General features: G+C 63.1%; 15 protein-coding genes. 11 read left to right on the top strand and 4 right to left on the bottom strand.

Going from position 1 to position 12,724, the window contains the following annotated elements; translation table 11 throughout:
* Nucleotide 1 precedes the first annotated feature (1 nt).
* From QUG01_RS16290 to QUG01_RS16250, 9 genes are all read left to right on the top strand, one after another.
* Nucleotides 2-1,021 (top strand): 6-carboxytetrahydropterin synthase, encoded by a 1,020-nt coding sequence (locus tag QUG01_RS16290; protein WP_500831014.1) that lies wholly within the window; start codon nucleotides 2-4, stop codon nucleotides 1,019-1,021.
* Between the two features lie 65 nt (nucleotides 1,022-1,086).
* A complete protein-coding gene (gene queE, locus QUG01_RS16285) occupies nucleotides 1,087-1,722 on the top strand; it encodes a 7-carboxy-7-deazaguanine synthase (protein ID WP_500831013.1) in 636 nt (211 codons plus the stop codon).
* A 293-nt stretch (nucleotides 1,723-2,015) separates the two neighbouring features.
* Nucleotides 2,016-2,267 carry a BufA1 family periplasmic bufferin-type metallophore gene (locus QUG01_RS16280; RefSeq protein ID WP_500831012.1) on the top strand — a complete coding sequence of 84 codons (252 nt, stop codon included), beginning with the start codon at nucleotides 2,016-2,018 and terminating at the stop codon, nucleotides 2,265-2,267.
* An 88-nt stretch (nucleotides 2,268-2,355) separates the two neighbouring features.
* A complete protein-coding gene (locus tag QUG01_RS16275; protein ID WP_199155092.1) occupies nucleotides 2,356-2,616 on the top strand; it encodes a BufA1 family periplasmic bufferin-type metallophore in 261 nt (86 codons plus the stop codon).
* Between the two features lie 52 nt (nucleotides 2,617-2,668).
* Nucleotides 2,669-3,499 (top strand): MNIO family bufferin maturase, encoded by an 831-nt coding sequence (gene bufB / locus QUG01_RS16270; RefSeq protein WP_500831011.1) that lies wholly within the window; start codon nucleotides 2,669-2,671, stop codon nucleotides 3,497-3,499.
* Nucleotides 3,486-4,253 carry an HvfC/BufC family peptide modification chaperone gene (locus QUG01_RS16265; protein ID WP_500831010.1) on the top strand — a complete coding sequence of 256 codons (768 nt, stop codon included), beginning with the start codon at nucleotides 3,486-3,488 and terminating at the stop codon, nucleotides 4,251-4,253. Before bufB ends, QUG01_RS16265 begins: the two co-directional genes overlap by 14 nt.
* Nucleotides 4,250-4,726 (top strand): DoxX family protein, encoded by a 477-nt coding sequence (locus tag QUG01_RS16260; protein WP_500831009.1) that lies wholly within the window; start codon nucleotides 4,250-4,252, stop codon nucleotides 4,724-4,726. The genes QUG01_RS16265 and QUG01_RS16260 overlap by 4 nt, the downstream gene beginning before the upstream one ends.
* 150 nt (nucleotides 4,727-4,876) lie before the next feature.
* Nucleotides 4,877-5,725 (top strand): phosphoserine phosphatase SerB, encoded by an 849-nt coding sequence (gene serB / locus QUG01_RS16255; RefSeq protein ID WP_500831008.1) that lies wholly within the window; start codon nucleotides 4,877-4,879, stop codon nucleotides 5,723-5,725.
* A 9-nt stretch (nucleotides 5,726-5,734) separates the two neighbouring features.
* Entirely contained in the window at nucleotides 5,735-6,259 is a 525-nt protein-coding gene (locus QUG01_RS16250; protein ID WP_500831007.1) for a hypothetical protein, read from the top strand.
* Nucleotides 6,260-6,265: 6 nt separating this feature from the next.
* Here QUG01_RS16250 and moaA read toward each other — a convergent pair whose 3' ends face one another.
* Complete coding sequence (gene moaA, locus QUG01_RS16245; protein ID WP_199155087.1) at nucleotides 6,266-7,240, bottom strand: GTP 3',8-cyclase MoaA; 975 nt, start codon at nucleotides 7,238-7,240, stop codon at nucleotides 6,266-6,268.
* A 543-nt stretch (nucleotides 7,241-7,783) separates the two neighbouring features.
* On the opposite strand from moaA, the gene QUG01_RS16240 reads away from it, so the two are divergent.
* Entirely contained in the window at nucleotides 7,784-9,700 is a 1,917-nt protein-coding gene (locus QUG01_RS16240) for a S53 family peptidase (protein ID WP_500831006.1), read from the top strand.
* Between the two features lie 137 nt (nucleotides 9,701-9,837).
* Here QUG01_RS16240 and QUG01_RS16235 read toward each other — a convergent pair whose 3' ends face one another.
* A complete protein-coding gene (locus tag QUG01_RS16235; protein WP_500831005.1) occupies nucleotides 9,838-10,122 on the bottom strand; it encodes a YMGG-like glycine zipper-containing protein in 285 nt (94 codons plus the stop codon).
* A 109-nt stretch (nucleotides 10,123-10,231) separates the two neighbouring features.
* Nucleotides 10,232-10,972 carry an acetoacetate decarboxylase gene (locus QUG01_RS16230; protein WP_261173932.1) on the bottom strand — a complete coding sequence of 247 codons (741 nt, stop codon included), beginning with the start codon at nucleotides 10,970-10,972 and terminating at the stop codon, nucleotides 10,232-10,234.
* 252 nt (nucleotides 10,973-11,224) lie between these two features.
* Here QUG01_RS16230 and QUG01_RS16225 point away from each other — a divergent pair, with 252 nt between their 5' ends.
* On the top strand, nucleotides 11,225-11,560 hold the full coding sequence (locus QUG01_RS16225; protein ID WP_500831004.1) for a hypothetical protein: 336 nt from the start codon (nucleotides 11,225-11,227) through the stop codon (nucleotides 11,558-11,560).
* Here the strand turns inward: QUG01_RS16225 and QUG01_RS16220 are convergent.
* Nucleotides 11,557-12,603 (bottom strand): oxidoreductase, encoded by a 1,047-nt coding sequence (locus QUG01_RS16220; protein ID WP_500831003.1) that lies wholly within the window; start codon nucleotides 12,601-12,603, stop codon nucleotides 11,557-11,559. The two genes, QUG01_RS16225 and QUG01_RS16220, sit on opposite strands and share 4 nt — an antisense overlap.
* Between the last annotated feature and the right edge of the window lie 121 nt (nucleotides 12,604-12,724).

The following is a 12,724-nucleotide window of genomic DNA, read 5'->3' as shown; positions in this document are numbered from 1 at the left end:
GATGCACGCCAGTTATCTGCTCGCCGGCGCCGGCTTTGAAGCGGCGCGGCAGCTGCCGGCCGTTGCCGGCAAAGCCTCCCGTCCGCATGGCCACAGTTTCCGCGTCCTGATCCGCAGCGAATCGCAATGCGGCGACGCCGCGGCGCTGGAAAGCGCCGTGCATGCGGCCCTCTCGCCGCTGGACTACACCGACCTGAACGCGCTCCTGGCCGACAGCGACGATCTGGCGCTGGCGCGACACATCGCCCAGGCCCTGCCCCACCCGGCCGCCATCAAGCTGCAAGGCGCGCCGGATCGCGGCGTGACGTTGGATGGACAACACGCCTTCTGCTGGCTGAACGCTTCATTCGAGGCCGCCCACCATCTGCCGCACGTGCCGGTTGGCCATAAGTGCGGCCGCCTGCATGGCCACGGCTTCGGCGTGAGGCTGGTAGCCGATGCCGCGCGCTGCGGCGTACAGGAACTGGAACAGGCCTGGACACCGTTGTTCCATCGCCTGAACCACCGCTACCTGAACGATATCGCAGGCCTGAACAACCCCACCAGCGAAGTGCTGGCCCTGTGGCTGCACCAGCAGCTGAAGCCAGCGATGCCGGGCCTCGCCTGGGTGGAGGTGCGCGAGACGCATACCGCCGGCAGCCAATTCGACGGCCAGCGTTTCCGCATCTGGAAAGAACAGCGCTTCGAGAGCGCGATGCCTTTCGACGAAGCCGGCAACTACACCGGCCACAGTTATCTGGTCCGCCTGATGCTGGCCGGCGACATCGACCGCACCATGGGCTGGCTGCTGGACTTCGGCGACGTCAAGGACCGCTTCAAGCCGATCTACCGCCAGCTGGACCACAATCCGCTGGACAAGCTGACCGGCCTGCGCCGCCACGACAACGCCGCGGTGGCGGAGTGGATCCATGCCCAATTGTCTCCGCTGGTGCCGGAACTGGACCGCATCGATCTGATGGAAAGCGAGCGCGCGGGCGTCTCGCTACACTTCCATCAGGACATGCGCTGGCCGCTGCTGTAAACGGCCTGGGCGCATACTGAATCCCGCGCGGGCAAGCCGCTCGCGCCATGCCTTCGAGAAATAGCGTGACTACCTACACCGTCAAGGAAATCTTCTACACCCTGCAAGGCGAAGGCCGGCAGGCCGGCCGCGCCGCGGTGTTCTGCCGCTTTGCCGGCTGCAATCTGTGGTCCGGCCGCGAGGAAGACCGCGCCAAGGCGATTTGCCAGTTCTGCGATACTGATTTCGTCGGCACCGGCCCGGACGGCGGCAAGTTCGACGGCGCCGCCGCGCTGGCCGCCCGCATCGCCTCGGAATGGCCAGAGGATGCCGGCGGCGTTCGCTATGTGGTATGCACCGGCGGCGAGCCGCTGCTGCAACTGGACAGCGAACTGATAGACGCCCTGCATGCCGAGGGCTTCGAAATCGCCGTGGAAACCAACGGCACCGTGGCCGCGCCTCCGGGCATAGACTGGATTTGCGTCAGCCCCAAGGCCGGGGCGGAGCTGAAACAACGCAGCGGCAACGAGTTGAAGCTGGTCTACCCGCAACCCGCGCAGTTGCCCGACACCGTGGCGCATCTGGATTTCGACACCTTCTACCTGCAACCGATGGACGGCCCGGACCTGGCCGCCCACACCCGCGCCGCCATCGCCTACTGCATGGCGCACCCCAAGTGGCGGCTGTCGGTGCAAACCCACAAGGTGGTGAATATCCGCTGACTCCCAAGCCGCGCTACGCGGCTTTTTTTGTGTCCGCATCGCTCAGCCATTCAAGCAGCCATGACATTGGCGCGCTATAACGACGACAGCATCGGCACCGGGCTGCAGGCGGAACCGCCCGGCACGAAGATCCTGGCGCGGAAAAAGTTTTTCTCTATACCGTGTAAGAAGCGGTCAGCCATCGCGACTCAATGGTGAGTAGGCGATGCTGCCAGCAACAGGACTGTAAGCATCCGCCGCTTCCGGCGACCAATCGCCATCACCCGCATGGGTGAACTACCCAGGAGAAAACCATGAGCAGCAACAAAACCCTTATCGCTACCGCGCTCAGCGCGGTCATCGCCGTCGGCGCGCTGAGCAGCATGCCGGCCGCGGCAGCGGACAAGGACCAGTGCTTCGGCATCGCCAAGGCCGGTCAGAACGACTGTAAAAACGCCGCGCACGCCTGCGCCGGCCAAGCCAAGGTCGACAACGACCCGGCCGACTTCAAGCTGGTCCCCACCGGCACTTGCCAGCAAATGGGCGGTCAAACCAAGCCGATGTAATTTTGCTGGCTGGCAAGCCCAGCCATTTTGATTACCATACCCCGGCTTGGCGGCACCCGCCGCCAGGCACCAGACCAAGGAGTCAGACATGAAGCAGAACAAAGCCCTGATCGCCTCCGCGCTCGGCGCCGTCATCGCCATGGGCGCCCTCTCCGCCGCGCCGGCCAGCGCCGCAGACAAAGAAAAATGCTATGGCATCGCCCAGGCAGGCAAGAACGACTGCGCCTCCGCCACCGGCATGCACTCCTGCGCCGGACAGGCCAAGGTGGACAAAGACCCGGGCGACTGGAAATACGTCGCCAAGGGCAGTTGCGAAAAAATGGGCGGCAGCGCCACGCCTAAGAAGTAATCCGCTCCATCCGGCCCGCCATGCGGCGGGCCGCCCTGCCCGGAACCGCAGCATGTTATACACCAGCCTACCCAGCGTTTGCGGCATCGGCCTGCGCGCACCTCATTACCGCGAAGCACTAGACACCGGGCCGGCCCTCGGCTGGGTGGAGGTGCACAGCGAAAACTTCTTCGATGGCGGCACGCCGCTGGCCATGCTGCGCCGCGTCGCCGACACCTGGCCCTTGTCCCTGCATGGCGTGGGCCTTGGTCTGGGCTCCGCCGCCCGGCCCGACGCCGGCCATCTGGCGTCGTTGAAGCGGCTGGTCGACGAGTTGCAGCCAGCCGCGGTATCGGAACACCTGTCGTTCAACCACTCGGCGCAGCGCTACGTGAACGACCTGCTGCCGATTCCTTATACCCGCGCCGCGCTGGATACCATCGCCGGCCATGTAGCGCAGACGCAGGACGCGCTGCGCCGCCCCATCCTGCTGGAGAACCTGTCGAGCTACGTCGAGTTTCCCGGCAACGAGATGAACGAAGGCGAATTCCTGGCCGAACTGGCGCGCCTGACCGGTTGCGGCATCCTGCTCGACGTCAACAATCTCTACGTCAACCGCATCAATCTGGGCACCGACACCGAGGCCGTGCTGTCGGCGCTGCCGGTCGAGGCGATCGGCGAAATCCATCTCGCCGGCTATAGCGAACGCGAGGGCCTGCTGGTGGACACCCATAGCCAGCCGGTGCATGACGGCGTCTGGCAGTTTTACCGCGAAGTGATAGCGCGCATCGGGCCGCGCCCCACCTTGATCGAATGGGATCTGGAGATTCCGCCGCTGGCGGTGTTGCGCGGCGAGGCCGCCAAGGCGCAAGCGATACTGGAGAGCCGTCATGAACTGGCATGACTGGCAGCACGCGCTGCTGGAGGCGATTGCCGACCCGGCGCAACAACCCGCCGCGGCGGAATGGGGACTGAGCCCCGCCGGCCTGGCCGTCTACCGCAATAATTACCGCGTCGGCCTGATCGATACGCTGGCGCACAGCCACCCGGTATGCCGCGAACTGGTGGGCGAGGAATTCTTCGCCGCCCTGGCGCGCGAGTACGTCAAGAGCCAGCCGTCGGTCAGCGGCAACCTGCATGTCTATGGTTCCGGCTTCGCCGACTTCATCGCCGGCTTCGAACATTGCCGCGAACTCCCGTACCTGGCCGACGTGGCGCGCCTGGAGTGGGCCATCCACCGCTGTTACTACGCGCAGGACGCCGCATCGCTTGATATCTCCGCCTTGGGCGCAGTACCGCAGGAACAATGGGGCCAGTTAATCTTCCTCCCCCTGCCGGACGTGGCGCTATGCCAGGCCCGCTCGCCCGCCGTCAGCATCTGGCGGGCGCACCAAGGCCACGGGCCGCTGGAAGGCATTTTGCAACGCCCGCCGGAGGACGCCCTGGTCTACCGCGAGCATGGCGCCGTGCAGGTCAAAGCGCTGGCGCGACGCGACTACGCCTTCTATGCCTCGCTGTTCGATGGCCTGCCGCTGGCAGAGGCTGCGGACCATGCGCAAACGCTGGATGCAGCCTTCGATCTGCAAGCCGCCTTGCTCGGCCTGTTCCAACCGCCTCTGCTTGCCTCCTTCCATCTTCAACCGGACGCCTCCTCATGAATCACGCGCTCAAACCGGTTTTATGCGCCTACCGATTGCTGATCCGCGCCGGCGACCTGCTGCAACCGCTGGTGCTGGTGTTGCTGCGGCTGTGGATCGCCCATGTGTTCTTCAGCTCCGGCCTGACCAAGATCGCCGACTGGGACGTCACGCTGGCCTTGTTCACCGACGAATACCATGTGCCGGTGTTGCCGCCGAATGTCGCGGCCATCATGGCCACCTGCGGCGAGCTGGGCCTGTCCAGCCTGCTGGTGCTGGGCCTGGGCGGGCGCTTTGCCGCCGCTGGCTTGTTCATCCTCAATGCGGTGGCGGTGATCAGCTATCCCGGACTGACCGATGCCACGCGACAGTTCCATTATTTCTGGGGCGCGCAAATCCTGGTGCTGCTGGCCTTCGGCCCCGGCTTGCTGTCGCTGGACGCTTTGCTCAAGCGCTGGCTGCAACAGCGTTGCCCCAACTCAGGCAGCCGCTGAAGGCGGCGACCTCCTCTCTACGAGGCGCCTTGGACAAGGCGTCTCGCCGCAAGCAAGGCGGCGAATCCAGCATCGGCATGGTTGCCGGCCCGGCAAGCGGCGCAAGTCGTGGCATAATCAAACCAACCACTTTGATGCCGATCGCACCTCATGAGCACACCGCAAACCCTGGCCGTCGTCGCCGCGCATGCCGACTTCCCCTTTATCGATGACCTCGCCCGCCTGGCGCAAACCAGCCGAATTGACCGCTCACGCCAAGGCGTCATCCGCCTGAACGGCGTAGCCAGCGAACAGAAGCTGGATCTACTGGGCCTGTGCCGGCAACATCGCTGCGATGCGGGCTTGGTCGAGAGCGAGCGCCGTTTTGCCGATTTCGGCCTGCTGGTGTCCGATATGGACTCCACGCTGATCAGCATCGAATGCATCGACGAAATCGCCGACCTCAAGGGCATCAAGCCGCAAGTGGCGGAAATCACCGAGCGCGCGATGCGCGGAGAGTTGGATTTTTCCGCGGCGCTGCGGGAGCGGGTGGCTTTGCTGGCAGGCCTGCCGGAGGCCGCGCTGCAGGAAGTGTATGAACAGCGGCTGCGGCTGAATCCCGGCGCTGCGCAATTGTTGGCGGCCTGCCGCGAGGCTGGCATTCGGACGCTGCTGGTATCCGGCGGCTTCACCTATTTCACTGACCGGCTGAAAGCGGAACTGGGCCTGGACGAGGCGCATGCCAACCAGCTGGAAGTCATCGATGGCCAGCTGACCGGCCGCGTGCTGGGCGGCATCGTCGATGCCGAAACCAAGCGTCGCCTGCTGATCGCCGCCCGCGAACGCCTGGGCCTGCGTCCGGATCAGGTTCTGGCGGTGGGCGACGGCGCCAACGACCTGCCCATGCTGCGCGAGGCCGGCGTCGGCATCGCCTATCACGCCAAGCCGCGCGTCAGCGCCGAGGCGGATCTGGCGGTCGAGTACGGCGGCCTGGATGTCATCCCGCATTTTTTCCTCTGAGTACGCGCCATGCAAGCTCCCACCCCTGCCGCCCTGCCGCAACTGGACACCGTCAGCTTCGATGCCGAACTGCCTCTGGCGGCCCAGGTATTGGACGGGGAATATCCGCCGCGCATGCAACGGGAAACCAGGCTATCCCTGCGCGTGCTGGCGGCGCCGACGGAAACCCCAGACGACAGCAACCCCGTGATGCTGCGGCTGGAGGCCAAGCTGGACCTGGCGCTGGAAGTTTCCCTGCTGGAACGGCATCCGGATCGTCCAAACAATACGCCTTGCCGGCTCGGCTTGAACAGCATAGCTTGGCGCGACCAGCAGAATTGGCAGCCCGGACAGCGCCTGCTGCTGCGCCTGCATCCCAATCCAGACTCCGCGCTCAGCCTATGCCTATGCGGCGTCATCGCCAGCAATCAGCTCGCAGGCGAACGCGATTATCTGCTGACGGCCGATATCCACGAATCGTTCGATACCGACACGCATCTGCTTTGGGAAAAGTGGGTATTCCGCCGCCATCGGCGGGCGATACAAGAGCGCTGAGCGAACTCAACCGCCGGTCATCGACATGAAGCGGACCAGTTTTTGCGGCTGCTCGCGGAATTCATGCCGCTCCGGCTTCAGCTCTATCGCCTGACGGATCGCAGCCTCCAGGCCGGCATCGTCGATGCCGCCGCGCAGCAAGGGCCGCAACTCCATTTTCTCTTCCTGCCCCAGGCACATATACAGCGTGCCGTCCACCGATAGCCGCACCCGGTTGCACGTCGCGCAGAAGTGTTGCGAGATGGGCGTGATCACGCCCAGGGAAAAACTGCCGTCGCGGCGGCCCCAGTAACGGGCAGGCCCGCCGCCCAGCGTCTTGGCCTGCTCCACCAGATCGTAGCTGGCGCACAAGCGCTTCAGCACCGGCTGCAAATCGAGGTACTGCGTGGCGCGCCCGGTGTCGCCCATCGGCATGGCCTCGATCAGCCGCAGGATCAAGCCATGTTCGATGCAAAACGCCACCATGGCGTCGATGTCCTGCTCATTGACGCCGCGCATCGCCACCATATTGATCTTGATCGGCGAGAAACCGGCCGCCTTGGCCGCCATCAGGCCTTCCATCACCCGCGGCAGGTTGTCGCTGCCGGTAATCTGCTCCACGCAGTCGCGGCGCAGCGAATCCAAGCTCAGATTCAGGCGGCGCACGCCGGCGGCGTACAGCGCCTCGGCATGGCGCGGCAGCTGGGTGCCGTTGGTGCTCAGCGACAAATCCTCCAGGCCGGGCAGCGCAGCCAGCCGGGCAGCCAGTAGAGGCAAATCGCGCCGCAAAAGCGGCTCGCCGCCGGTCAAGCGCAGGCGGCGGGTGCCCAGCCGGGCGAACACGGCCACCACCCGCTCGATCTCGTCGAAAGTCAGCCAATGCGCCGGCTCCTCGAAATGCTTGAAGCCCTTGGGCAGGCAATAACTGCAACGCAGATCGCAACGATCGGTCACCGATAACCGCAGATACTCGATGGCTCGGCCGAAACGGTCAATCAACATGCTCTCTCCAAGCCTTGCTCCACACTGTGTCATTTAGTCGTCGCCGGAACCCATTTCTGACGCCCGCCATGGTGCCTCATCGGCATCGAGACGCTGCAAGAGCGCAAGCGCATTTTCATTGTACTGCACACTGCGCCTCGCCACAGGCTTGCAATGGAGAGTCGGCCTCATCCAAATCTGAGCCGCCATCATGACAAGCAACCAATAGCGGCGCGCCTTCACCGCCATATTGCCCGCAGACCGGCTCCATCAAGCTAAAAATCCAATTGGAAGCGCTAGCTATTTATCTTAATAATCAAAACCTTAAATTAATTTCAATGACATACACGATACACACAACGTTACAAAAACACTTAACTTGACGCAATTCGCCATTCTTATACTGGCCTCGCCAGTTTATTCAAATTGGATCAAAAAGCGCCAAATACCTTGTGGCCTCTTCCTGCCTTACCGGCCCCATACCCAGAGAGCGCAATCATCAGGAAGGCGGCGCGGCGCCCACCCGGCCCACGCACAGCCCTCCCCCAAAGGAGAAATAAAAGCATGGCTAAAGCATTCACAATAAAAATGTTGGTTGCCGCCCTGGCCGCCGTCGCCTCCTCCGGCGCGATGGCCGCGACGGCCCAGGATCTGGGCAAGGTGGAGCAAGCCGCGCCAGCGCAGAAATTGACGGTGACGCTAGCGCTGAACCTGCGCGACCGCGACGCCGCCACCCGCTATCTGCAAGAGGCCCACAGCCCGGCCAGTCCGAACTACCACAAATTCCTGACGCCGGCAGAATTCCGCGCCCGCTTCGCTCCGAGCGACGCCACCGTGGCTCGCGTCAGCGCGCGGCTGCAGGCTGCCGGCCTCAGCGTCAAGCGCATAGGCAGCGCGCTGTTGCAGGTCAGCGGGCCGGCCGCCACCGTGCAGAAGGCCTTCGGCGCCGAAGTTCATGTATTCCAAAACAAAACCACCGCCCAAGCGGGCGTGTCCCGCTATATCGCCCCGGTACGCGCCGGCACGCCCAGCGTGGACCTCAGCGATGTGCAGGCGGTGATCGGTCTGGATAGCCGTCCGCACTTCCGGCCGCACCTGCGCCAACTGCCCAGCCATCTGCAACCGGCCGCCGGCAAAGCCAGCGGCTCCGTCACCGGCGGCAACGCGCCGGGGCAATGGACCGTCACCGATCTGGCCCGCTATTACAACATCACGCCGTTGTACAATCAGGGCATCCATGGCAAAGGCGCCACCATCGGCATCGTGACCCTGGCCAGCTTCACACCGTCCGACGCCTTCCAGTACTGGAGTCAGATCGGCCTGAATACCGACCCGAACCGCCTGAGCGTGGTCAACATCGATGGCGGCCCGGGCGCGCCCAACGATGACGCCGGCTCCGACGAAACCACGCTGGATGTCGAGCAATCAGGCGGCATCGCGCCGGACGCCAAGATCATCGTGTATCAGGCGCCCAACACCACCCAGGGTTTCGTCGACGCCTTCGCCCAGGCGATCGAATCCAACACCGCCGATACCTTATCGGTCAGCTGGGGCGAATGGGAATGGTTCGACCAGCAGGCCCAGGCGGCCAATCCGGTCAACGGCCAAACCACCAATGTGCTGCAGGCCTACCATGACTTGTTCCTGCAAGCCGCCCTGCAAGGCCAGACCATGTTCGCCGCAGCCGGCGATGCCGGCGCCTATGACGTGAACCGCGCAGCGCCGCTGCCGCAGTACAGCAAGGTGTTGTCGGTGGATAGCCCGGCCAACCAGCAATTCATCACGGCGGCGGGCGCCACCACGGTTCCCTCGACCCTGACCTTCCACCCGAATGGCAAGGCTATGCAGGTCAAAATTCCGCGCGAGCGCGCCTGGGGCTGGGACTACCTTAACGGTCTATGCCAAGCCCTCGGCAAGGACCCGGTGGCTTGCGGCACTTTCCCGGTGGGCGGCGGCGGCGGCGTCAGCGGCTTCATCAGCCGTCCGTTCTACCAGTATTGGGTGCCCGGCATGCAAAGCACGCCGACGGGCCAGCAACTGGTGGACAACAGCCAGAATCCGCCGCAGGTGATCGCATCGATCCCGGCCAATTTCAAGGGCCGCAACGTGCCCGACATCTCGATGAACGGCGACCCGGAAACGGGCTATGTGGTGTACTACACCTCCAGCAAAACCGGCTTCTCCGTCCTGAGCAACAACGGCGGCACCAGCTTCGTCGCGCCGCAGCTGGCCGGCATCACCGCGCTGTTGAATCAGTCGATGGGCGGACGTCTCGGCTTGCTGAACTTCTCGCTGTACGGTCTGCTGGCAACCGGCCATGCCTATCACGGGCATGGCCATCATGGCGCGCCGCTGCGCGAAATCACCGCCGGCGACAACTGGGGCTACAACGCGCATCGCGGTTATAACCAGGCCACCGGCGTCGGCGTGCCCGACGTCGCCAATCTGGATGCCGCCTTGCATCGCTACTTCTGGTTCTAATTAATAGCCACAATAGAAAACGGCCATCTCTGAGAGATGGCCGTTTTACTATTAGACATGATCCGCTTCATTCGCCAGGCGACACCCACTGCCATGAAACAAAGACCGGCGCCAGGTATGCATGGCAAGCCACTCCATCAATGATGGCGATGATGCTTGTGGTGCTTGTGATGCTTGCCGTGCTTATGCCCCGGCTTATCGTGCCGCTTGCCTTGCTGCTCGCGGCCGTAGTCGTGGCCCACTGCCGCGCCAGCGCCCCCGCCAATCGCGCCGCCGATGATGGCGCCATCGCGCCCGCCAACCGAGTGGCCTACAGCCGCCCCAGCCGCGCCGCCCAAGGCAGCGCCGACGATGGCGCCGGTTGACGAGTCGGCGCTGGCCACTGCTGACAGCAGAGCAGCAACCGCAAAAACTGACTTCATTTCCATTTTCCTGCAATTAATCAGAAAACGAAGCTTAAGGGTCGAAGCGGGTTTGGTCTGTATCCATATGTTAGAGAATGTGAATATTCATTCACAAAAAGATGCCGCCCTATTGCTGCAGGTAATCGAAGACCACCGTCCCCAGATCCAGCGTCAGATCACAGATAAAGTGACGCGCCGACAACACTTCCAGCACCGGCAACTCGGCCACCGGCGCCAGCGCATGCGGATGCAGTTCCAGCGCGCCCGGCGCGCTCCAGGCGCCTTTGATCGTCACATCCGTGGTGTGATAGCGCACCAACTCGCAGATGCGCGGCGTGCCATCCACATGCGGGATGATCTTCAAGAGGAAATTCGGTTCCGCCATGCTCTGTTGCAAGGCTGCGTGATCCAGCGTCTGGTACTTGTAGCCCATGGTGCCGGTGGCGATGCGCAAGGGCCCAAAATCCAGGGTGCCGATCAGCGTTTCCCGCTGCACCTCCAGCCGCGGATGGCCCGCCTTTTTCGGAAAGCCCCATAGTTCGCGACCTCCCGCAATGGGAGGATGGTCATCCAGAAACATCGAGTGGACATAGCTGCCTTTCACGCCGCGAAAGCTGACCGGGATCACCTGCCCGCTCTCGGTGTAGTCGCCAAACCCGGTGGAATCCGGCATGCGGATGAATTCATACTTGACCACCGGCTCGGTTGCCTGCAGCGGCTCAGGCAGGATGGCCTGAATCGCCGCCGGGTCCGTGCGATACGTGATGACCATGTACTCCCGATTGACGAAACGGTACGGCCCAGGAGGAAACGCCGGGCTGGTCAAGGGCATGGCAAAGGCGCGGCTACGCACTTCTTGTTGCTTCATGGAACTTCTCCTTTAGAAACACACAAAAGACGGCAAGCAATCGGCAAAATCAGCTGCGGCTGTCGATGCATGAAAATATGTCAGCGAACCGCTCAATTCAATAAGCATAAACACAGAGCAATTTTCGTCGGCATGCGACAATCTCCCTCGGTCAGGCGAGACGAGGTTGACGCGCTACGCGTGAGCCGACGATCATTACAGGCGCATGACCAGATTCGTCCGTCAACACCGCGCTAACAGACAGGAAAAAATATGAACGCCGCCAAGAAAATCCGCCGCTTCATCGAAGAAGGTCACGATCCGCAGCAAATGCATGTCCTGAAAGAACTGGCCGCCGCATTGGAAATGGGCCGCTCGTTCGACCTGAGCCAGCTATACGATATCGACATGCGCTACTTCGATGTCGCCATCGATCTGCTGAAGGACTGGCGCTTCGATCACCACATCAGCTCGCGCAGCAAGCTGCTGGAACAGCTGCTGACCGAAATCGCCCCGGAACAGCAGACGGCGATCAGCGCCGAGGACGTCATTGCCACCGCCCAACACGCAAGCGGCGATGGCGGCGGCAAAAAGAAGGGCAAAAATTAACAGGCCAACGCTGCCGGAACAGTCTGCCAATGCTGTTGATCCGCGCTGAGCCAGCCAAGTTCCAGTAAAACCATGACCTGCCATGCTTGCACAGCAGGCACGGGGTTAGCCGCGCCATGCAGCAGGGCATCGCGTACGCTTGAGTAATACCGCGTATAGTCGCCGGCGGGGCCGACATGCTCGCGCGGCACGCCATCCGCCAGCACCAAGCGCCCAGGCAAGTCATCCCAGCCCCAAGCTGCGCTGCCCGGCATGCCTCCGGCCTTAAGCGCATCTTCTTGCGGATCCAGGCCATATTTGCTGAAGCTGCCCTGCGTGCCATGGATGATGAAGCGCGGCCCGGCGTCGGCCACCAGCGCGCTGCCATGCAGCATGACTCGTTTATCCGGATAGCGGAGCAGTGCATGAAACCAGTCATCGGAAAGCGCGCCATCGCGCAGGGCCGCCTTCTCCAACAAGATGGCTTGCGGCAGGCCAAACAACTGCACAACCTGATCCAGCAGATGCGGGCCCAGGTCATACCACAGCCCCGCACCGGCATTCGTCGACTCGCGCCAGCGCTGGCGCACCTGAGGCCGATAGCGATCAAAATGCGACTCAAAGTGGACTACCCTGCCCAGCAGTCCGTCTGCCATTAGCTGTTGTATCGCCAGGAAGTCGGCATCCCAGCGCCGGTTATGAAAGACCGACAACAGCAACCCCAGCCGCTCAGCCAGCGTGACCAACTGCCTCGCTTCGGCAGCAGTCAATGTGAACGGCTTATCCACGACCACATGCTTGCCAGCCCGCAAAGCCGCCTCGGCCAAGGGAAAGTGGCTGTCATTCGGCGTGGCGATCACCACCAGGTCGATGTCCGGCGCCATCAACAAGGCATCGGGGGTTGCATGAACCTGAACATTCGGCAACACCGCCACCACCTGCTCCGGCCGACTGGACGCCACCGCTACCAACTCGATGCCATCCACCGCTCGCAATAGCGGCGCATGAAATGTCGAACCAGCATAACCAAACCCAAGTAGTCCCACTTTGAGCGTTTTTGTCATCATATTCTCCGGCGCAATCCGAACATGATACGGGCGACGGCTATAAACGCCAACGCCCCGGCAGGGACTGTCGGGGCGAGTTGGGGCGGCGTTTCGCCGGCGCAAAGCACAAAGCCCAGCT

This window comes from Chromobacterium sp. CCUG 76385 (assembly GCF_059916625.1).
Note: the sequence above shows the minus strand (reverse complement) of the source record. Positions and strands in the feature narration are given on the sequence as shown.